Genomic DNA, 19,295 nt, shown 5'->3' on the forward strand with positions numbered 1-19,295 from the left:
GCCCTCAGACCGGGATGTTGTCGATCAGCCGCACACCGCCGATCCATGCCGCCGCCAGAAGCCGAGCGGACCGGTCCGCAGTATCCAGCAGCGCAAGGCCGTCCGCGGCGCGCAGCTCAAGGTATTCGACCTTGTCGAACCCTGCGTCCGTCAGAGCCGTGATGGCCCCCGGGGTAAGCTCGGCCATGCTGCCGCCCTGCCCCAGCGCCCCGGCCATGTCGCGCATGATCCGTGACAGTGTGGGTGCGACGGCGCGGGCTTCATCGGAAAGCAGCAGGTTGCGCGAGGACAGGGCAAGCCCGTCCGCCTCGCGCACCGTCTCGCAGCCCACGACTTCGATGGGAATGTCGAGATCGCGGGCCATGCGGCGCACCACCTGCAGCTGCTGGTAATCCTTTTCGCCGAACCACGCCCGGTCCGCCCCGGTCTGCAGAAACAGCTTGGGCACCACCGTGGTCACACCGTCGAAATGGCCGGGCCGGAATGCCCCACAGAGGATATCCGTCAGCCCCTCCACCGTGACCGTGGTGGCAAAGCCCTGGGGGTAGATCTGGTCAGGATCCGGCACATAGATCACGTCGACTCCGTAGGGCTCCAGCTTCTTCGCATCCTCGAACTCGGTGCGCGGGTAGTTGGCCAGATCGTCGGGATTGTTGAACTGGCGCGGGTTGACGAAGATCGTCACGATCACCCGGTCCGCGCCGGCCTTGGCACCGCTCACAAGACTCAGGTGACCTGCGTGCAGCGCGCCCATTGTGGGCACGACGCCAACGACCTCCCCGCTGCGTTTCCAGCCGGTCACGAGGGCGCGCAGCTCGTCGAGCCTGCGGATGATCATCGTCATGCCTTGTCTCCGGGTTTTGCAGCCGTGGTATCGGCGAACACATGTTCAGGCCCCGGAAAGCGGCGGTTGCGCACATCGTCGGCATAAGCGGCGATGGCAGCCTCGCCCTGCTCTCCAAGGGTCGCGTAGCGTTTCACGAACTTTGGCTTGAACGCGGTGAAGAGGCCAAGCATGTCGTCCACCACGAGGATCTGGCCATCGCAGCCCGCCGACGCGCCGATCCCGATGGTGGGTACTGGCAGCGCCTCTGTCACCTTGTCCGCAAGGCTGGCGGGGACCTTTTCCAGCACCACCGCAAAGGCCCCGGCCCCGGCCACAGCGTGGGCATCGGCCATGAGCGCCTGTGCGGCATCGCCGCGGCCCTGCACCTTGTAGCCGCCAAGGGTGTTGATCGACTGCGGCGTGAGGCCGATGTGGGCCATCACCGGAATGCCGCGTGCCACGAGGAAGGCGATGGTGGGCGCCATGGACACCCCGCCCTCGAGCTTTACCGCCCCCGCGCCGGTTTCCGACATCATGCGGGCGGCATTGCGAAAGGCCTGCTCGGGGCCTTCCTCGTATGAGCCGAAGGGCATGTCGACGACCATCATGGCGCGGCTCAGCCCGCGTTTCACCGCCTTTCCGTGCAGGATCATCATCTCCATGGTGACCCCCAGCGTCGAGGGCAGGCCGTGCAGCACCATGCCGACGGAATCGCCCACGAGGACGAAATCGCAATGGGCGTCCATCATCTGCGCCATGGGCGTGGTGTAGGCGGTCAGGCTGACCAGAGGCGCGCCGCCCTTGCGGGCGCGGATGTCATCCGGCAACGGGGCCGTCTTGCGGGCAGTGGCGCTCATGGTTCCATCTCCTCCCGAAAAGCCTGCGCCAGATAGCAGGCCGCGCAACAAAGTTCCACCCCGGCCATCGTTCACGCACTTGAATACCGGCCCGAATTGGCCACACTCGGCCCGTCACTGCCGTTCACCACCGAGGCGCCGCCACGGCGCCAACAGGGAGACCCCATATGTCCCGCGCCATCCTCCGCCCGGCCCTTGCCGCGCTGCTTCTGTCGGCCTCGCCGCTTCTGGCCGCGCCTCCGGGCCTGACCATCGCGCTGCAGCTCGAACCGCCGCATCTCGACCCGACCTCGGCCGCCGCCGGGGCCATCGACAGCGTACTCTATGCCAACGTGTTCGAAGGGCTCACCCGCTTTACCGAGACCGGCGAAATCGTTCCGGGGCTGGCGGAACGCTGGGACATCTCAGAGGACGGGCTGACCTACACCTTCCACCTGCGCGATGGCGTCACCTTCCACGACGGCACCACCATGGACGCCGAGGACGTGAAGTTCACGCTTGACCGCGTCCGCGCCGATGACAGCCAGAACGCGCAGAAGGCGCTGTACACCGGCATTAGCAACGTGACCGTGGTGGACCCTCTCACTGTCGAGCTGATGCTGGACGCCCCGGATGGGCTGATCCTGTTCAACCTTGCATGGGGGGATGCGGTGATTGTCGCGCCCGAAAGCATCGATGGCATCCAGCAAAGCCCCGTGGGCACCGGACCTTTCCGCTTTGACCGCTGGGCGACCGGCGATCGGATCGAACTGCTGCGCAACGATGACTACTGGGGCGAGGCGCCTGCGCTGCCGCAGGCCACCTTCCGTTTCATCTCGGACCCGTCCGCCGCCTTCGCCGCCATGATGGCGCAGGATATCGACGCCTTTGCAGGCTTTCCGGCCCCTGAGAACCTGCAGATGTTCGAAGGAGACCCGCGCTTCCAGGTGCTGAGCGGGTCAACCGAAGGCGAGACCATCCTCGCCATGAACAACGGGCTCGAGCCCTTCGACGATCCGCAGGTGCGCGAGGCGGTCTCCATGGCCATCGACCGGCAGGCGATCATCGACGGGGCGATGTTCGGTCAGGGCACTCCCATCGGCACCCATTTCGCACCGCACCATCCCGATTACGTGGACCTGACAGAGCTGTCGCCCTTCGATGCGGAAAAGGCGCAGACCCTGCTGGCCGATGCGGGCTACCCCGAGGGTTTTACCACCACGTTGAAGCTGCCGCCGCCCTCCTACGCCCGTCGCGGCGGCGAGATCATCGCCTCGCAGCTGGCGCAGATCGGCATCACCGCCGAGATCACCAACCTAGAATGGGCGCAATGGCTCGAGGAGGTGTTCAAGGGCAAGGATTTCGGCATGACCATCGTGTCACATACCGAACCCTTCGACATCGGAATCTACGCCCGGCCAGACTATTACTTCCAGTATGACAACCCCGAGCTTCAGGCGCTGATGGCCACCCTCTCCGGGACCACAGAGCCGGCACAGCGGTCCGAGCTGGTACGTCAGGCACAAACCATGATCGCCGAAGATCACGTCAACGCCTACCTCTTCCAACTGGGTTTTGCCACGGTGGCGGATGCGCGGCTGCAGGGGCTGTGGGTCAACCAGCCGACCCAGGCCACCGACCTCACCGGGGTAAGCTGGGCCGAGTGATCCGGCCCTGACGTGACACGCGCGCCGGAGGCTCTGCCTTCGGTGTCGCGCGAAGGCGGATCATCGGGCGAGAAGCCCCTGCAAACACGCCTGCAGATCACGAGGCGGGCCAGTGTTCAGGACACCGGCCAGCAAACAGGCCCGCCCATGGTCGAGACATGATGACGGATCAGGGCAGGACCGGACGTCAAACCTTTGGCCAGACACGCTGCTCGATCAGAGCCAGCCTTGCCGGCAGATCCGCACAGCCACCAGGCCGGCGGATCAGGCGATGATGTCGGGGGTCAGGCGGTCCTCGATCAGGGCGATCTTGTCCTTGAGGAAGAGCTTCTTCTTCTTGAGCCGCTGCATCGTCAGCTGATCGACCACACCGCGTTCGTGCAGGGCGTTGATCGCATCGTCCAGATCGCGGTGTTCGTGCTTGAGAACTTGTAGCTCCACCCGCAGCACGTCCTCGGTCTTCATCGAGATATCCTGCGGCGCATCCATGCGGGCCAACTCCTTGTCGTGCGGGCATTCAGAATAGCAACTTCACCACTCTTGGCAAAGCCCTTGCGCAAGTCGTTGCACGCTCCCATATTTCGATCAAGAGGGGTCGCCGCCACGGGGCCTCATCCTGACGGTCGCTTAATGCCAAGGACATGTCGATGACCAAACTGACACTGGGATCATATCCCCATATGCTCGGCTTCGAGCAACTGGAACGCCTGCTCGAACGCACCGCGAAATCGAGCGAAGGCTATCCGCCGTTCAACATCGAACAGACGTCGGATTACTCGTACCGGATTACCCTTGCGGTGGCCGGATTCGCCGAGGACGACCTGTCGATCACCGTCGAGGACCGCCAACTGGTGATCCGTGGACGGCAACGGGACGACGGAAGCGAACGCATCTTTTTGCACCGCGGCATCGCAGCGCGGCAGTTCCAGCGCTCTTTCGTCTTGGCCGATGGTGTCGAAGTGGGCGAGGCTATGATCGAGAATGGTCTGTTGCATGTCGACCTGACCATCTCGCGGCCCGAGACCGTGGTTCAGACGATCCAGATCAGAAAGGGGTAAGCCATGGATACCAAATACGAGTTCAAGCAACCCGGCGACGAACGCATCGTCTACGTTCGCTCCGTTGCGGCGGACGAGCTGCCCGAGGACATTCAGGGCCAGCTTGGGGACGTCAAGACGCTCTACGCGGTGCACAACACCGCTGGCGAACGCCTAGCGCTGGTAAAGGATCGGGAGCTCGCTTTTGTTCTCGCGCGCCAGAACGATTTCGCACCAGTGACGGTGCACTGACATCACTCATGTGAAACAATAAAAAGGCGGCGCTTGGCGCCGCCTTTTTTCATTTGCCCAAGACAGGACAGGCCCGTCTGGCTCGTGGTCAAACGCGTGGGCGGATCCAGCGGTGCATAACGTCCTCGCCCACGCGCGTGGTTTCTTCGAGCACGAAGCGCGGCGCCTCGGACAACCGGTCAACACCCATGGCTCCGACGCCCGGGCGCCCTTCGGCCCCAAGCGCCAGCCCGGCAGTAAAGCCAACCAGTTCGTCCACCATGTCGGCGGCAAGCAGAGACGCGGCCAGCTGCCCGCCTCCCTCGCAAAACACCCGGGTCAGACCCTGCCCGCCCAGCACCGACAAGAGCGCCTCGGGATCGAGGCGGCCTCCGGACACGTCGCAGGGCAAAAGCCGCGCGCCGCAGCTGGCCCAGGCCTTGCGGGTCATGGCAGCTGCCTCGCGGCCGTGGATCATCCACACTGGCTCGTCACGGGCGGTGCTGGCCAGCCGGCTCATCAGCGGCACATCGATGAGACGTGAGGCAACGACGCGCACGGGCTGGCGGACCTGTCCCCAGCCGCGCACCGTCAGCGCCGGATCATCGGCGCGGGCGGTCCCCGCCCCGACCATCACCGCGTCGTGAGCGGCACGCAGGCCATGCACCGCGCGCCGCGCTTCAGGCCCGGTGATCCACTGGCTTTCGCCGGTTGCAGTGGCGATGCGCCCGTCAAAACTGTTGGCCAGCTTGAGCGTCACCCATGGGCGCCCCCTCTCGACCTTCAGGAAGAACCCGGCGTGATCGCGAGCGGCCTCGGCGGCGAGGATGCCGGTGGTCACCTCAATGCCGTGGCTGCGCAGGTAGGCAAAGCCCTTTCCCGACACCCTCGGGTCACTGTCCGCCAGTGGCGCGACCACGCGAGCGATGCCCGCCTTGCGCAGCGCTTCGGTACAGGGCGGGGTCTTGCCGGTGTGGGCACAGGGTTCAAGCGTGACATAGGCAGTGGCGCCGCGCGCTGCTTCGCCCGCCATGGCAAGCGCTTGCGGCTCGGCATGGGGGCGACCGCCCGGAGCGGTCCAGCCGCGCCCGACGACGCGGCCCTCCTTGACGATGACGCAGCCTACCGCCGGGTTGGGCCAGCACTGCCCCATGCCCCGACGCCCAAGCCTCAGGGCATGGGCCATGTGGCGCAGATCATCGCTCATGGTCAGGCTCACTTCTGGACGGTGGAATTGTCCGGTCTGAGTTCGCTCACGAACTTGTCGAAATCATCCGCAGCCTGGAAGTTCTTGTAGACACTGGCGAAGCGGACGTAGGCGACGGTGTCGATCCGGGCGAGTGTCTCCATCACGATCTCGCCGATCTGCTTGGAGGGAATATCCGTCTCGCCCATGCTTTCGAGCCGCCGCACGATGCCGCTGATCATCTGATCAACCCGCTCGGGCTCGATGGGGCGTTTTTGCATGGCGATACGGATCGAGCGTTCCATCTTGTCCCGATCGAAATCCTCGCGACGGCCGCTCGATTTGATGACCACGAGATCGCGCAACTGCACCCGCTCGTAGGTGGTGAACCGCCCGCCACATGCCGGGCAAAAACGCCGGCGACGGATCGAGACATGCTCTTCCGCGGGGCGCGAATCCTTCACTTGCGTGTCGATATGTCCGCAAAACGGGCAGCGCATCCCTGTCCCCTTATCCGATCGTTCCTGCCTGTCGTGGGTTTGTCCCCCACTTATCCACAGCCACTATAGGGGAGCCGCGAGTGGTTGGGTAGAGCTTAATTTAGACAACAAGATAGGGGATTTGCACAGCCCCTAAGCGAGGTGCGCTACCACCCTGCGACGATGCGGGGCGCGGCGATGCTCGAAAAGGTAGATGCCCTGCCATGTTCCGAGCAACATCTTCCCGCGGCTCACCGGGATAGACAGGCTGATGGGCAGCACAGCCGCTTTGATATGGGCAGGCATGTCGTCCGGCCCTTCATACGTGTGGGTAAGGTAGGACATCGAAGGGTCGGTGGTTGGGGGCACCAGCCGGTGGAAGAACGCATCGAGATCGGTGCGGACCTCGGGATCGGCGTTTTCCTGGATCAGCAGGGACGCGGAGGTGTGCTGGATAAGCAGCGTCAGCAACCCTTCGTCGCAGCTGGTGCCGGCGACCCAGCGCGACACGTCGCGCGTGAATTCGTAAAGGCCGGTACCGGTGGTGGAAATCTCAAAGGTTGTCTGCATGGTCTGTCCCTGCCGCGTCGTGCTGGTGAGGACAATGGATAAGCGCCCCGGCCATCGAAGGCCAGAGCGCGTCCGGGATCAGGCGTCGCGCAGAACGCAGACAGTGCCGGGCATGTCATCAGCGCCACCGAAGAACAGCGGCGTGCCGTCGTCGGCGACGGGGTCACGGCTCTCGAGGGCGCGCAGATCCTCCTGACAGCCTGCAAGTTCATCCTGAGAAACCTCGATGCGGATCACATCAGCTTCCGGCGCCATCATGACCTCGGTGGCAGCAAAAGCCGCGACGGATGCGAAGGTTGCGGCGACGGTCAGGACGGTAAGGCGGAACATGTCTTTTCTCCTTGCGGTTCGTCGAATCAACAAATTCGGCAGGGAAAAGTTCCACTCAGGTCAATATCGGAAGCGTGAGACGCAGCAGACGCCACGTCATCCATGGCAAAAGGGCCACCTTCCTCCCGGAAGATGGCCCTTTGCAATCAGGTCAGGAACAGGCGTCAGGAGAAAAGCCGCACACCCTGTTCGTCAATCATCTGGCGAGCCTTGCGCAAGGACGCCTCGATCGCTTCGTCGCGGTCGCGGATCACGTCGGCACGAACAAGCTGGTGAGATTTCGTCTCGCCCTCGACCTCGCCCTCGATCAGCGCCGCGATGCGGTACTGACCATCCTCGGGCAAGGGCGATGCAGTGATGCGGAAGCCCTTGTACTCGACCGGATCAGCCTTGGCTTCGGGGGCGCTGCCCCCTCCTCCGCCAAAAAGTCTCTTGAGAAACGACATGGCTTACTGATCCAGGAAGCTGCGCAGCTTGCGCGACCGAGACGGGTGCTTGAGCTTGCGAAGCGCCTTTGCCTCGATCTGTCGGATCCGTTCGCGGGTCACGCTGAATTGCTGACCGACTTCCTCGAGCGTGTGGTCGGTGTTCATGCCAATGCCGAAACGCATCCGCAGAACCCGCTCTTCGCGCGGGGTGAGCGACGACAGCACGCGCGTCGTGGTTTCCTTCAGGTTCTCCTGAATGGCGGAATCCAGCGGCAGGATCGCGTTCTTGTCCTCGATGAAGTCGCCAAGCTGACTGTCTTCCTCGTCGCCGATGGGCGTCTCGAGCGAGATCGGCTCCTTGGCGATCTTCATCACCTTCCGAACCTTCTCGAGCGGCATCTGCAGCTTTTCCGCCAGCTCTTCCGGGGTCGGCTCGCGGCCGATCTCGTGCAGCATCTGGCGACCGGTGCGGACCAGCTTGTTGATCGTCTCGATCATGTGGACCGGAATACGGATCGTGCGCGCCTGATCCGCGATGGACCGGGTGATCGCCTGACGAATCCACCATGTCGCGTAGGTCGAGAACTTGTAGCCCCGGCGATACTCGAACTTGTCCACCGCCTTCATCAGGCCGATGTTGCCTTCCTGAATGAGGTCGAGGAACTGAAGACCCCGGTTGGTGTACTTCTTGGCGATCGAGATCACGAGGCGCAGGTTCGCCTCGACCATCTCCTTCTTGGCCGAGCGGGCTTCTTTCTCGCCCTTCTGGACCTGCTGGACGATACGGCGGAATTCGCTGATGTCGAGGCCCACGTACTGACCGACCTGCGCCATGTCACCGCGCAGCTCCGTGACCTTCTCCGAAAACTTCTCGATGAACATCTGCCAACCACGGCCGGACTTTTCGCCCATCCGCTCCATCCAGTTGGGATCGAGTTCGTTACCACGATATTCGTCGACGAATTCGCGCCGGTTGATGCGGGCCTGATCGGCCAGCTTCACCATGGCGCTGTCGATGGACATGATGCGCTTGTTGATGCCGTAAAGCTGATCGATCAGCGCTTCGATACGGTTGTTGTGCAGGTGAAGGCCGTTCACCAGCACCACAATCTCGGACCGCAGCTTCTGGTACATATGCTCGTCTGCGGACGAGAAACTGCCGTCTTCGTTCAGGGTCGCGCTGATCCGGGCGTCCTGCATGGCTGCAAGCGCTTCGTAGTCATCGGCGATCCGGTCGAGCGTCTCGAGCACGCGCGGCTTGAGGGCCGCTTCCATGGCGGCCAGCGACATGTTCGCCTGCTCGTCATCGTCCTCGTCGTCGTCGTTGTTGCGGATCGGGTTCCCGTCCGCATCAAGCTCGGGATCATCCTTCTTGGGCTTTTCCGAGGTGGAGGCCGACGGATCGACGACGGGCTCCACGAGCCCCTCTTCTTCCATCGTGTTTCCGAAGGTGGTTTCGAGGTCGATCACATCACGAAGAAGGATGTCCTCGGAAAGAAGTTCGTCGCGCCAGATCGTGATCGCCTGGAAGGTCAGCGGGCTTTCACACAGCCCGGCAATCATCGTGTTGCGGCCAGCCTCGATGCGCTTGGCGATGGCGATTTCGCCCTCGCGGGACAGCAACTCGACGCTGCCCATCTCGCGCAGGTACATGCGCACCGGGTCGTCGGTGCGATCCAGCTTTTCGCTGCCGCCGGACGACACGGCCACATCGCGACCACGCGAGGCATCGACCAGTTCGGTCGATCCCTTGGCGGCGGGGTCTTCATCGCCGTCCTCTTCTTCCTCGGTGACTTGGATGCCCATCTCGGACAGCATCGACATCACGTCTTCGATCTGGTCCGACGACACCTGGTCCGGTGGGAGGACCTGGTTCAGCTGGTCATAGGTGATGTAGCCCTTCTCGCGGGCCTCGGCGATCATCTTCTTGACCGCTGCCTGGCTCATGTCGAGGTTGTGGGCGTCTTCCTGCGACTCGGGCTTGGCGTCTTCGTTGTCTTTGGCTGCCATGAAGTGCTCCGTCAGAGGGAGGCGGCCGTGAACGGCCGACAATCGAGCGAGTGGGTGATTCGGTTTTTCGAATCATGCGGCGAATCAAACGATTCGGCCACCCGTCTTACCCTGTATTCCTCCAAGTTTCCCTACCTGCACAGCTAGTTCCCGTGCTTGGAAAAGCGAATCTGTTGCATGAGCGCCTCGAAGGCGCTCCGTTCTTCTCGATCGAGCTCCACGCCGTTGGGGGCCTTGTGGAATTCGGTCTTGTCTTCCGAACTGCCCCGCTGGACACGCTCGTAGGTCTCGTTTGCCAGTTTGAGACGCTCGGTGAGCACCTCGTCGGCAAGTTCAGTGATATCCGCCTCGGCCTCGTTGACCTCAAGCAGTCGGCCCTGTGCGGCCTCGATCCGGTCGAGGTAGTCCATCACGGTCAGACGAGCAAGATCGGTATCGGGGCGGCGCAGACACGGTACGACATGCAAATGGCGCGCCGAGAGGACGGTTTCAAGTGCATCCGGCCCAATCTGCTCGGCGATCCGGTCCTTCATGGCTGCGCCAGCCTCGGCGTGACGCAGCAGCGCATCACGCAGGGCAGCATGATTGCGGTCGTCGCAACCCATGCTCTCGATGCGAGCCTCAAACTCGGCGATCAGTACGGGCGTTTCGAGAAGCACGGCTAGCACCACGCATTCGCGCAGGTGGATTTCGGCAGCTTCCCCCTGGGACGCCAGAAGCGACGCCTTGGCGCTGGCCGAAGGTGGCGGCGGCGCGCCCCAAGGCCGACGCCCCTTCTGACCGCCTCGTTGCCCGCGTCGCCCCTTGTAGGGACCATCAAAGCTGCCGCCGCGCGCGCCCTGGCCGCCATCGTCGTAGCCGCCAAAGCCACGGTCATCATAAGACCTGTCCTCGTAGCCCCCTTGGTAGGGCGCGGGCGCCGCCTCGTGGAAGCCATGATCAGGCATCAAACCGGGGGCCGCATAGCTGTCCTGATAAGGCGCGGAGGCATGGGGATCCGGGGCCTCCCGGGGCGGATCCCGGAAGCTGAAATCGTCGTAGCCGCCCTCGGGCTGGGGACGGCCTGCGCGGAACAGCTCCCAGCGCAGATCGCGGATCTCGGCGCCGTAGTGGCCCCGGATGCTGCGGTCTCGGATCTGGCGGATCACGTCGCGCAGGCGCGCATCCAGCGCAGCCTTGCGCTCGGGGCTGTCAAAGACCTTGTCCTCGGTTTCCCGCCGCCAGAGCACCTTCACCATGGGAAGCGCCTCGCGCAGCACCCGGCTCACCGCTTCCGGCCCTTCCGAGCGCAGCAGATCGTCCGGATCCTTGCCCTCGGGCATCAGCGCAAAGCGCAGGCTTTTGCCCGCCTGCAACAGTGGCAGCGCAAGGTCGATCACCCGGTAGGCTGCACGCAGGCCGGCCTTGTCACCGTCGAGGGCCACCATCGGCTCGTCGGCAATGCGCCACAGCAGCTGCAGCTGATTTTCGGTCACGGCAGTGCCAAGCGGCGCGACGGCAGCGCCAAAGCCGGCCTCGGACAGGGCGATCACGTCCATGTAGCCTTCGGCCATGACCAGCGGCGCGCCCTTGCCCGCCGCCTCGCGGGCGGGCGCGAGGTTGTAGAGATTGCGCCCCTTGTCGAACAGCTCGGTTTCCGGCGAGTTGAGGTATTTCGCGTTGTCGTTCGGGTCCATGGCGCGCCCGCCGAAGGCTATGGCGCGGCCACGGGCGTCACGGATCGGAAACATGATCCGGTTGCGGAAAATGTCGTAGGGATCGCGGCCCTTGTCGGACTTGCGCGCGAGGCCTGCCGCCAGGATCAGCTCTTCTGGCACCCCCTGCCCGCGCAGATGCTCGCGCAGGTTCTGCCAGCCCGCGGGGGCGAAGCCCAGCTCGAACCGGTCACGGGCGTCTTCTCCGAGGCCGCGACGATCAAGATAAGCCCGCGCGTCACCGGCATTGTTCGATCGCAACTGAATGCGGAACCAGCGCAGTGCCTGTTCGGTGACCTCCGACAGCTGATCGCGGCGCGACGCCTTCTTTGCGGCCTCGGGATCGCGGGCGGGCATGGTCATGCCAGCCTCACGGGCAAGGATCTCGACGGCCTCCATAAACTCCACGTTCTCGCTTTCGCGGACAAAGGAGATAGCATCGCCCTTCGCCTGACAGCCGAAGCAGTAGTAGAAGCCCTTGCGATCATCCACGTGGAAGGAGGCGGATTTTTCCTGATGGAACGGGCACGGCGCCCACAGGTCGCCCTTGGCCTGGTTGGACTTGCGATTGTCCCACATGACCTTGCGCCCCACGACCTGTGCAAGGCTCGTGCGATTGCGAAGCTCGTCAAGGAAACCGGGGGGAAGACTCATGCCGCGAATATCGCCCCTGAGCGCACCCGAGTCCAGAAGCCGCGAGCGCCTTATCTGCACCTTCCCGCAAATGAGGTGAACGGGCGGGTCACGGTGTCAGGCCCGCCACCGGGCCCTGCACCACCCCGTGCGCCGGAGGCTCGGCGGCCTTCCGCCACCTGCCTGAGAGCGGTCAGCGCAGGATCACTGCGCCAGGCACTGGGCTTCGAAAGCTTCACCGATGGCGGGAGTCAGCTGCTCCTGCGGCAGGGACCAGATCCACTCGGCCAGCATGTCTCCGGCCTCACGGTCCAGCGCATCGCGCAGGGCATTGCGGACGGCGGACTTGCTCTGGCCGGCTTGGCGGCCCTCCACCGCTGCCGAAACCACGGCTGCCGATTGCGCGCAGGCCTCTGACTTGTCCTGTGCATGGGCGGCTCCGACTGACAGGACAGGCCCGGCAGCGATCAGCGCGATGGCAAACAGTGCGTTGGTCCGCATACCCGGATCTCCTTGTTGCAACGTCGCATCGTCCATATCGCGCAGTGCCCGCCCTGTCACGCCCGACCGGCGGCGCCCCGCCGTTCCCATTCCCCCGGTTTCGCGCCGCCCGTCACCGCGCCATGCGCGGTGCCCGCTCCCACAGCACGAGGTCCATGCCCTCCTCGGGGCAACCGTTCATCACGACATTTGACGTGGTATCGATGTTGCCGCCCGCGATCATCGACACCCCTTCGAGCCCGTCCGCCTGCGCGGCAAAGTCGATGTCGCCCATGGCGATGATCTGGCTGCCATAGACCTCCAGCCTCGAGGCCACCGACATGCCACCCATGGTCAGCAGCGCCGCGCCGCCCCCTGGCGCACATTTGTCATCGGCGCCCAACTGCAGGCCGCTTGGCGCCTTGAAGCTGGCCGCTCCGGTGTTCGTGGTGGCGATGATAACGTCCTTCAGCACGACCCCCTGCTTGAACTGGACACTGCAATCGGTGGCCAGCACCATCGCCTCGTAGACACCGGCATCCAGGCTCAGGCTGCGCGACCCGTTGCAGCTGTAGCCATGTAGCCGCCCGGCTTCGAAGTCGGCCGGCGTGAGTCGCGAGGTGGGCAGCATCACCATTCCAAGCCCCGCCACATATTGCGGCAAAGTCTCCGCATCCCCCCTGAGAAGGCCCGAAAGAGTCCGTGGCAGCTCATCAAGCACGCTGAACAGATAGAAAGAATCGCGCAGGGCCTCGTCAATGCCGTCATTCTGCTCCCAGCCCGAGTTCGGTAGCACCAGGTCGCTCTGGTCGGGCATGGAGACGATGGCCCCCACCTCGAAGATGTTGCCGTTGTTGATTTCCACGTGGCTGTTGCCGTGCATGCAAAACTGTGGACCGAAGGCGTTGTTGCTCTGCACGTCGACCACGTTGCGGGCAACAAAGCCATTCTTGAAGCAACCCGGCTCCCAGATGCGAAAGACCGTGTCCACCTCGATCTCAAACCCCATATAGCCTGCCATGTGGAGCATAAGGTTCGACACGATGTTGTTGCGATCCACCGCGCGCCGGGCGGTCACCCGCACCGCCCCGGACGCATCGGGATCGGCCACGAACACGTGCGTATCCTCGTCCCATCTGCCGAAGACAATATCGTCGCGCAGTATGGCCTCGCCATGATCATCGGCGGGAAGGTTGAGCGCCGCAATGGCCTCAGCCTCGTCAAGCGCGTCCTCTCGTGATGCGGTCATGCGGCGCAGCAGGGCCGCGTGGGCCACATTGTCGCTGGCCGCCTGCAGCTTGGTGCGTACCGCAGTCAATTGCAGGTAATCCACCCCGAGTCCGCCGACGATCATCGTGATGACCACGAAATACGCCGCCATAAGGGTCATCGACCCCGTGTCGTCCTGCCACGGAGCGCGTCTCGGGATTGGACGTGCCATGACTCAGAACTCCGCGAACTGCTGGGTTTCGACCACCACCCAGCGGTTGCTGAAGGCCGGCAATGCGTAGATCGGCATCAGGTCCGAGGTCGGCACCTGCAGCCGGGTCGAGATCACCCCGTCGACCATGGTGGTGCTGACCGAGGCGTTCTCGGCGTATGACGTCACTGCCGCGAGAACAGAGCGTTCCACCGCGTCGGATGACGCGATGCGCCCGACGGAATAGGCGCGGTTGGCATCCTGGATCACCCGAAGCATGGTGGATTCGCGGTGAAAGACCATGCTGATGTCGACAATCGCCGACATCAGGGCAAGAAACAGCGGCAACCAGATGACCGTCTCGACGGTGATGCTGCCGGTCTCTGCCCGGAGAAAACCTGCCATCCGCCCCCGGATCTGCTTTAGACTGTCCATCATACCGCTCCCTGCGTCAGGGCACGCATTTCAACGCGCGACTAAAACGTTTTCATCATTGGTGGGGGGCGCTGCGGTGAAGGAATCGTGGCAAAGACCTGGCTCAAGGAGACAATTCGCATCAAAGCCTGATGGATGGCCAGCTGCCACTCAGGATAAATCTCTGTATATACAAATACTTAAAGTACAAGCGGACAGACAGAACCTAACTTGCCCCGCCCTTTCGGTCAATTTTCCCAAGCGAGCAGCACTGCGAGCGGCGGAATGGCAAAACCGTTTGCGTCGGCTAGCTCGACGGGCATAGCAGCCCCCGCAGGGGCCGCCACGTTGTCATGGTCAGAGCCCTTTTGCCTTGTAGCTTTTCGCTACGCGGTCCACCGCCACAATGAAGGCGGCGGTCCGCAGGTCGTGCACGTCGGCGCGGCCATGCCAGATCTCGCGCATGGACTGGTAGGCGATGCGCATGGTGTCATCGAGCCCAGAGCGTACCAGCTCAAGTTCGTCAGCGCCGCGCAGGTACTTGGTTCGGAAACTCGGCGACAGGCTCCAGGTGTCGCCCATCGCGGTGTCCAGCCGGTCCAGCTCGTTCAACACCAGCTCGTGTCGGGCTTCTTCCTGTCGGCGCTGCATCCGGCCGAAGCGGATATGGCTGAGGTTCTTGACCCATTCAAAGTAGCTGACGGTCACCCCGCCGGCGTTGGCATAGAGATCAGGGATGATGATCGTGCCGCGGGCGTTCAGGATCTCGTCAGCGCCGGCGGTGATCGGGCCGTTGGCCGCCTCGATGATCAGCTTGGCCTGGATCTTGTGAGCATTCGACAGGTTGATGACGCCCTCGAAGGCTGCCGGGATCAGGATGTCGCAATCGGATTCCAGTACCGAGCTGCCATCGGGGGTGCTGTTGGCGTCGGGATAGCCGGTCAGACCGCCATGCTTGACCAGCCAGTCGCGCACCCGCTCCACGTCGAGGCCGGCGGGATCGAACAGCGCGCCATCCCGTTCAATGATCCCGGTCACGAGCGCGCCATCCTCCTCGGAGAGAAACTTGGCCGCATGATAGCCCACGTTGCCAAGGCCCTGCACCACGACGCGCTTGCCGTCGAGCTTGCCCGACATCTTCGCCTTCGCCACATCATCGGGATGGCGGAAGAATTCGCGCAGGGCGTACTGAATGCCCCGCCCTGTCGCCTCAACGCGGCCAGCGATGCCGCCCGAATGCAGTGGCTTGCCCGTGACGCAAGCACGGGAGTTGATGTCGGTGGTGTTCATCCGTGCATACTGATCCGCGATCCAGGCCATCTCGCGTTCAGAGGTGCCCATGTCTGGGGCGGGAACGTTCTGGCTGGGATGGATCAGGTCACGCTTGATAAGTTCGTAGGCAAAACGACGGGTGATCTGCTCGAGCTCGTGGTCGTCGTACTCGCGCGGGTCGATGCACAGCCCCCCCTTGGAGCCTCCGAAGGGCGCCTCGACCAGGGCGCACTTATAGGTCATGAGCGCAGCCAGCGCCTCGACCTCGTCCTGGTCGACCGACGGGGCAAAGCGGATACCGCCCTTGACCGGTTCCATGTGTTCGGAATGCACGGCACGGTAGCCGGTGAAGGTCTGGATCTGGCCGCGCAGGCGCACCCCGAAGCGCACCTTGTAGACCCCGTTGCAGACGCGGATCTTTTCCTCGAGCCCGCCGGGCAGGTCCATCAGCGCGGCGGCGCGGTTGAACATAAGGTCGACGCTTTCGCGGAAGGTCGGCTCCCCCATCGGTGATGCACACATTTTCGTCTCCTCCTAGTTGCTCACGAATCGACTATCATGTTATGCATGTAGTTGCGTTAACCATTGCCGCACGAAAATCCTTGGTGTTTCTGTTTTTCACCAATTTATCGCAGGTCGATTAGGGTACGTTTAACCGTCGCAATCGTTATTGTACGCACAATTGAAACAGACGCCTGGCTGGCCTTGGTTTGTGCTTATTAACAAACCTAAATCGCCACTATTCCCATAAAACACGCCCTACTTTGGCCATCATGCCGGAAGATAACCGCCTGATCGCAACGTGAGTTATGTGGGGTATCCGGGTTTTACCCGGCAGGAAGGTATTGGGATGAAACAGAAAGGTTTTGACCTCGGCGGCGCAGGCTGCCGGGGAACGGAGACTGCGATCTCTGCCCTCGTAAATCGATTGAGATGCTTCCGACGGGAAGACGACGGCAGTATGACCTACATGGCCATTGCCCTGTCGATGCTCATGGCAATCTCCGGCGGTATCGGCATCGACATGATCTATACCGAACTGCAACGCACCAAGGTTCAGAACACGCTTGACCGCGCGGTCCTTGCAGCGGCCGACCTCGATAACGAGCTCGACCCCGAGACCGTGGTTCTCGACTACATGGACAAGATGTCGCTTGGCGGCGCCCTCTCCGACATCGATGTGGACGAAGGCCTCAACTACCGCGTGGTGACTGCTGATGCGGCCGTGACCATGCCGTCGAACGTCCTGAAACTGATCGGCATCGACACCCTTGCCGCAACGGCTCACGCGCAGGCGGAGGAGCGGTTAAACAAGGTCGAGATCTCCCTCGTGCTCGACATTTCGGGCTCTATGGACGACTACGACAAGCTCGAGAACATGCAGAACGCGGCGGGCGAGTTCGTCGACACCATGCTGATCGATGGCAACGAGGATCTCGTTTCGATCTCGGTCGTGCCCTACTCGGAACACGTGAACGCAGGGCCCGAGATCCTGAGCTTCATGAACGTCGACTGGATGCATGGCTATTCCCACTGCATCGAGATGCCCAACAGCGTCTTCGACACCACCACGCTCGATCTCGGGCGCCAGTGGGAACAGATGCAGCATTACCAGTTCAACTACTCGGCCTACAACGACCGCAGCGATACGGTCTGTCCGCGCTACGATTACGAACGTATCCGCCCCTGGAGCCAGGATGCCCGAGCGCTGAAGCAGCAGATCGGCCAGCTGCAACCGCGCGCCGGCACCTCGATCTTTCTCGGCATGAAGTGGGCCACGGCCCTTCTTGATCCGTCAACCCGCCCCATCGCGTCGGGCATGATCCGGAACGGTTCGGTGGATGACGCCTTCGAGGGGCGCCCACTGGATTACGACAACGAAGAGGTGCTCAAGACCGTGGTCCTCATGACCGACGGCAAGAACGACCGCTCGCACCGCATCCGTGACTGGGCCTACGACTCGGAAAGCGAGTATGCCCACTGGAACAGGTACAACCTTCAGTACTTCCTCAATCACCGCGTCTATAATTACCGGCCCAGCGACTATTACTACGAGAAATACAACGCCCAGACTGGTGACGCCCTTCTGTCGAGCATCTGCAGCGCGGCCAAGGATCAGGGCATCCTGATCTGGACCATCGGCTTTGAGGTGGAAGACCATGGTGCCGATGTCATGCGCGCATGTGCGTCCTCTCCGTCCCATTTCTTCCGAGTGAACGGCATCGAGATTTCCGACGCATTCTCAACCATTGCCCGTACGATTAACCAGCTGAGGCTCACCCAATGATCGGCTGTATCAAAACCAGGCTGCGCCGCTTTCTCGGGGACGAGACCGGCAGCGCCGTGCTTCCCTTCGCCCTCTGGACGCCACTGATAGTCGGCATCGCCTTGTCCACCATCGAGGTCGGCGCCCTGACGATTCGCACCACCCAGCTTGAGCGGTCGCTCGACGAGACGGTACGGACGATCAGGCTCAACACCGACGTCGCCTACACCCATGAGCAGCTCAAGACCATGATCTGCGAAGGCACCTCGTTGCTGGTGGGCTGCGAGGACACGCTTCGCCTCGAGATGGTGTCGCTCGACATGCGTGACTGGGTCGACCCCGCGAGCCGCCCCGACTGCGTCGACACCACGTTCCAGCAAGTGACCCCGCAGCGCGCGTTCAGCCAGGGCATCGCCCACGAAATGATGCTGCTGCGTGCCTGTTACATGTACACCGCGTTCAGCCCGGCGTCATACTTGGCGAACGCGTTGCCTTCGGATGATCAGGGCTACACCGCGATCATCGCGACCGCCGCATTCGTACATGAACCCAGCTCAGGAGGGTTCTGAGATGACCTTCGACAAACTCAAGGCCGGTCTGCGCCGCTTCGGCAAGAACCAGGAAGGCTACGTCACCCTCGAAGTGGCGATCATGCTTCCGATGCTGTTCATGCTCTTTGCGGCCTCATGGGTGTATTTCGACGTATTCAACCAGCAGGGCATCAACCAGAAGGCAAACTACGTCATCGGTGACATGGTGTCGCGCGAGACCGATCCGCTCGACAGCGACTACCTGGACAACGCTTTCAGCATGTTCGGCCTGCTGACCCTCAACCCCGTTGTGGTCGATGAGCGCGATGGGACCTACCCGGCGAACCTTCGGATCTCGGTCGTGGAATACAATGACCGGAGCAAAAAATACCGCATCCTCTGGTCGGTCGGTCGCGGCGACGTGGAGCCGCTGGGCAAGAATGACGGGCAGGACTACGCGGACAAGTTGCCGGTGATGGCAAACAAGGAACAGGTCATCATGGTCGAGACCTGGGACAAGTATAACCCGATTTTCAGCGTCGGTCTCGATCCCTTCGTCATCCGCACCTACAGCTTCACCAGACCGCGCTACGCTCCGCAGATCCTCTACGATCTGCAGAAAGAGAACAACGGCTGGGGCAACGGCGATCAGGATGCACCGGGCAACTCTCAGTGCAAGAACAACGCCGAGAACGCAGTGGACTGCTGATACCGTGGCCCGGGCAGCCCCCTGCCCCGGCTTCGGAACGACGAACGGCCGCGCCTCATGGCGCGGCCGTTTTCAGTAGGGGACGATCAGGCTGATCCGATCTGGGATAATCCACATCACCGAACGACCGTCACGCGCCCGGCGGTGCATGGCCGGGCTGCTACAGGCGAGGATGTTGCAGGACCGGATTTTGAAGGCGGGCTCTATTTCAGGCCCGTGCCCTTGGGGATCATCCGTCGGGACGGGCCGGTTCCGGACAGACCGGCTCAGGCCAGTG

Annotated in this window: 20 protein-coding genes; 6 read left to right on the forward strand and 14 right to left on the reverse strand. The window is 62.9% G+C overall.

Translation table 11 applies throughout. The annotated features are described in order from the left end of the window. Positions 1-4 precede the first annotated feature (4 nt). Positions 5-844, reverse strand: a complete 840-nt coding sequence (gene panC / locus IEX41_RS16315) for a pantoate--beta-alanine ligase (RefSeq protein WP_188791339.1) — start codon at positions 842-844, stop codon at positions 5-7. Next, a complete protein-coding gene (gene panB, locus IEX41_RS16320) occupies positions 841-1,683 on the reverse strand; it encodes a 3-methyl-2-oxobutanoate hydroxymethyltransferase (RefSeq protein ID WP_188791340.1) in 843 nt (280 codons plus the stop codon). Before panB ends, panC begins: the two co-directional genes overlap by 4 nt. 167 nt (positions 1,684-1,850) lie before the next feature. Between panB and IEX41_RS16325 the strand changes: the two genes are divergently transcribed. Next, on the forward strand, positions 1,851-3,329 hold the full coding sequence (locus IEX41_RS16325; protein ID WP_188791341.1) for an ABC transporter substrate-binding protein: 1,479 nt from the start codon (positions 1,851-1,853) through the stop codon (positions 3,327-3,329). Positions 3,330-3,593: 264 nt separating this feature from the next. On the opposite strand, the gene IEX41_RS16330 is transcribed toward IEX41_RS16325, so the two are convergent. Further along, a complete protein-coding gene (locus tag IEX41_RS16330) occupies positions 3,594-3,818 on the reverse strand; it encodes a YdcH family protein (protein WP_188791342.1) in 225 nt (74 codons plus the stop codon). A gap of 158 nt (positions 3,819-3,976) precedes the next feature. Between IEX41_RS16330 and IEX41_RS16335 the strand changes: the two genes are divergently transcribed. Next, the gene (locus IEX41_RS16335) at positions 3,977-4,387 is read left to right on the forward strand and encodes an Hsp20 family protein (protein WP_188791343.1); all 411 of its coding nucleotides are present in this window, start codon (positions 3,977-3,979) and stop codon (positions 4,385-4,387) included. Between the two features lie 3 nt (positions 4,388-4,390). Next, the gene (locus tag IEX41_RS16340) at positions 4,391-4,618 is read left to right on the forward strand and encodes a DUF1150 family protein (protein ID WP_188791344.1); all 228 of its coding nucleotides are present in this window, start codon (positions 4,391-4,393) and stop codon (positions 4,616-4,618) included. Positions 4,619-4,706: 88 nt separating this feature from the next. On the opposite strand, the gene ribD is transcribed toward IEX41_RS16340, so the two are convergent. The 11 genes from ribD to IEX41_RS16395 form a co-directional block, all read right to left on the reverse strand. Next, positions 4,707-5,804: a bifunctional diaminohydroxyphosphoribosylaminopyrimidine deaminase/5-amino-6-(5-phosphoribosylamino)uracil reductase RibD gene (ribD, locus tag IEX41_RS16345; protein ID WP_188791345.1), complete on the reverse strand. Its 1,098-nt coding sequence runs from the start codon at positions 5,802-5,804 to the stop codon at positions 4,707-4,709. Between the two features lie 8 nt (positions 5,805-5,812). Next, the gene (gene nrdR / locus IEX41_RS16350; RefSeq protein WP_188791346.1) at positions 5,813-6,283 is read right to left on the reverse strand and encodes a transcriptional regulator NrdR; all 471 of its coding nucleotides are present in this window, start codon (positions 6,281-6,283) and stop codon (positions 5,813-5,815) included. A 132-nt stretch (positions 6,284-6,415) separates the two neighbouring features. Next, positions 6,416-6,832, reverse strand: coding sequence for a secondary thiamine-phosphate synthase enzyme YjbQ (locus tag IEX41_RS16355; RefSeq protein ID WP_188791347.1), 417 nt, complete (start codon positions 6,830-6,832; stop codon positions 6,416-6,418). A 78-nt stretch (positions 6,833-6,910) separates the two neighbouring features. Continuing rightward, positions 6,911-7,162 carry a hypothetical protein gene (locus IEX41_RS16360; protein WP_188791348.1) on the reverse strand — a complete coding sequence of 84 codons (252 nt, stop codon included), beginning with the start codon at positions 7,160-7,162 and terminating at the stop codon, positions 6,911-6,913. A gap of 164 nt (positions 7,163-7,326) precedes the next feature. After that, entirely contained in the window at positions 7,327-7,608 is a 282-nt protein-coding gene (locus tag IEX41_RS16365; RefSeq protein WP_188791349.1) for an HlyU family transcriptional regulator, read from the reverse strand. A 3-nt stretch (positions 7,609-7,611) separates the two neighbouring features. Then, positions 7,612-9,600, reverse strand: a complete 1,989-nt coding sequence (gene rpoD / locus IEX41_RS16370) for an RNA polymerase sigma factor RpoD (protein ID WP_188791350.1) — start codon at positions 9,598-9,600, stop codon at positions 7,612-7,614. 143 nt (positions 9,601-9,743) lie between these two features. Beyond that, complete coding sequence (gene dnaG, locus IEX41_RS16375) at positions 9,744-11,948, reverse strand: DNA primase (RefSeq protein ID WP_188791351.1); 2,205 nt, start codon at positions 11,946-11,948, stop codon at positions 9,744-9,746. A gap of 183 nt (positions 11,949-12,131) precedes the next feature. Beyond that, the gene (locus IEX41_RS16380; RefSeq protein WP_188791352.1) at positions 12,132-12,428 is read right to left on the reverse strand and encodes a hypothetical protein; all 297 of its coding nucleotides are present in this window, start codon (positions 12,426-12,428) and stop codon (positions 12,132-12,134) included. Positions 12,429-12,540: 112 nt separating this feature from the next. Continuing rightward, positions 12,541-13,848, reverse strand: coding sequence for a pilus assembly protein TadG-related protein (locus IEX41_RS16385; RefSeq protein ID WP_188791353.1), 1,308 nt, complete (start codon positions 13,846-13,848; stop codon positions 12,541-12,543). 3 nt (positions 13,849-13,851) lie between these two features. Next, positions 13,852-14,262, reverse strand: a complete 411-nt coding sequence (locus IEX41_RS16390) for a TadE/TadG family type IV pilus assembly protein (RefSeq protein ID WP_188791354.1) — start codon at positions 14,260-14,262, stop codon at positions 13,852-13,854. 336 nt (positions 14,263-14,598) lie between these two features. Next, a complete protein-coding gene (locus IEX41_RS16395; protein ID WP_188791355.1) occupies positions 14,599-16,035 on the reverse strand; it encodes a Glu/Leu/Phe/Val family dehydrogenase in 1,437 nt (478 codons plus the stop codon). A gap of 439 nt (positions 16,036-16,474) precedes the next feature. On the opposite strand from IEX41_RS16395, the gene IEX41_RS16400 reads away from it, so the two are divergent. Genes IEX41_RS16400 through IEX41_RS16410 form a run of 3 tightly spaced genes read left to right on the forward strand, consistent with a single transcriptional unit; the run spans position 16,475 to position 19,018 of the window. After that, positions 16,475-17,800 (forward strand): Tad domain-containing protein, encoded by a 1,326-nt coding sequence (locus IEX41_RS16400; protein ID WP_229673301.1) that lies wholly within the window; start codon positions 16,475-16,477, stop codon positions 17,798-17,800. Further along, positions 17,797-18,348, forward strand: a complete 552-nt coding sequence (locus IEX41_RS16405; protein WP_188791357.1) for a TadE/TadG family type IV pilus assembly protein — start codon at positions 17,797-17,799, stop codon at positions 18,346-18,348. The genes IEX41_RS16400 and IEX41_RS16405 overlap by 4 nt, the downstream gene beginning before the upstream one ends. 1 nt (position 18,349) lies before the next feature. Next, positions 18,350-19,018 (forward strand): TadE/TadG family type IV pilus assembly protein, encoded by a 669-nt coding sequence (locus tag IEX41_RS16410; protein WP_188791358.1) that lies wholly within the window; start codon positions 18,350-18,352, stop codon positions 19,016-19,018. Positions 19,019-19,295 lie beyond the last annotated feature (277 nt).

The sequence above is a fragment of the Salipiger pallidus genome (assembly GCF_014643635.1).
GTDB classification, from domain to species: domain Bacteria; phylum Pseudomonadota; class Alphaproteobacteria; order Rhodobacterales; family Rhodobacteraceae; genus Salipiger; species Salipiger pallidus.

What these genes read in the sequence shown, in the direction of transcription:
- panC (WP_188791339.1), bottom strand. Translation starts at nt 844, where the DNA reads ATGACGATGATCATCCGCAGGCTCGACGAGCTGCGCGCCCTCGTGACC.
- panB (WP_188791340.1), bottom strand. Translation starts at nt 1,683, where the DNA reads ATGAGCGCCACTGCCCGCAAGACGGCCCCGTTGCCGGATGACATCCGC.
- IEX41_RS16325 (WP_188791341.1), top strand. Translation starts at nt 1,851, where the DNA reads ATGTCCCGCGCCATCCTCCGCCCGGCCCTTGCCGCGCTGCTTCTGTCG.
- IEX41_RS16330 (WP_188791342.1), bottom strand. Translation starts at nt 3,818, where the DNA reads ATGGATGCGCCGCAGGATATCTCGATGAAGACCGAGGACGTGCTGCGG.
- IEX41_RS16335 (WP_188791343.1), top strand. Translation starts at nt 3,977, where the DNA reads ATGACCAAACTGACACTGGGATCATATCCCCATATGCTCGGCTTCGAG.
- IEX41_RS16340 (WP_188791344.1), top strand. Translation starts at nt 4,391, where the DNA reads ATGGATACCAAATACGAGTTCAAGCAACCCGGCGACGAACGCATCGTC.
- ribD (WP_188791345.1), bottom strand. Translation starts at nt 5,804, where the DNA reads ATGAGCGATGATCTGCGCCACATGGCCCATGCCCTGAGGCTTGGGCGT.
- nrdR (WP_188791346.1), bottom strand. Translation starts at nt 6,283, where the DNA reads ATGCGCTGCCCGTTTTGCGGACATATCGACACGCAAGTGAAGGATTCG.
- IEX41_RS16355 (WP_188791347.1), bottom strand. Translation starts at nt 6,832, where the DNA reads ATGCAGACAACCTTTGAGATTTCCACCACCGGTACCGGCCTTTACGAA.
- IEX41_RS16360 (WP_188791348.1), bottom strand. Translation starts at nt 7,162, where the DNA reads ATGTTCCGCCTTACCGTCCTGACCGTCGCCGCAACCTTCGCATCCGTC.
- IEX41_RS16365 (WP_188791349.1), bottom strand. Translation starts at nt 7,608, where the DNA reads ATGTCGTTTCTCAAGAGACTTTTTGGCGGAGGAGGGGGCAGCGCCCCC.
- rpoD (WP_188791350.1), bottom strand. Translation starts at nt 9,600, where the DNA reads ATGGCAGCCAAAGACAACGAAGACGCCAAGCCCGAGTCGCAGGAAGAC.
- dnaG (WP_188791351.1), bottom strand. Translation starts at nt 11,948, where the DNA reads ATGAGTCTTCCCCCCGGTTTCCTTGACGAGCTTCGCAATCGCACGAGC.
- IEX41_RS16380 (WP_188791352.1), bottom strand. Translation starts at nt 12,428, where the DNA reads ATGCGGACCAACGCACTGTTTGCCATCGCGCTGATCGCTGCCGGGCCT.
- IEX41_RS16385 (WP_188791353.1), bottom strand. Translation starts at nt 13,848, where the DNA reads ATGGCACGTCCAATCCCGAGACGCGCTCCGTGGCAGGACGACACGGGG.
- IEX41_RS16390 (WP_188791354.1), bottom strand. Translation starts at nt 14,262, where the DNA reads ATGGACAGTCTAAAGCAGATCCGGGGGCGGATGGCAGGTTTTCTCCGG.
- IEX41_RS16395 (WP_188791355.1), bottom strand. Translation starts at nt 16,035, where the DNA reads ATGTGTGCATCACCGATGGGGGAGCCGACCTTCCGCGAAAGCGTCGAC.
- IEX41_RS16400 (WP_229673301.1), top strand. Translation starts at nt 16,475, where the DNA reads ATGACCTACATGGCCATTGCCCTGTCGATGCTCATGGCAATCTCCGGC.
- IEX41_RS16405 (WP_188791357.1), top strand. Translation starts at nt 17,797, where the DNA reads ATGATCGGCTGTATCAAAACCAGGCTGCGCCGCTTTCTCGGGGACGAG.
- IEX41_RS16410 (WP_188791358.1), top strand. Translation starts at nt 18,350, where the DNA reads ATGACCTTCGACAAACTCAAGGCCGGTCTGCGCCGCTTCGGCAAGAAC.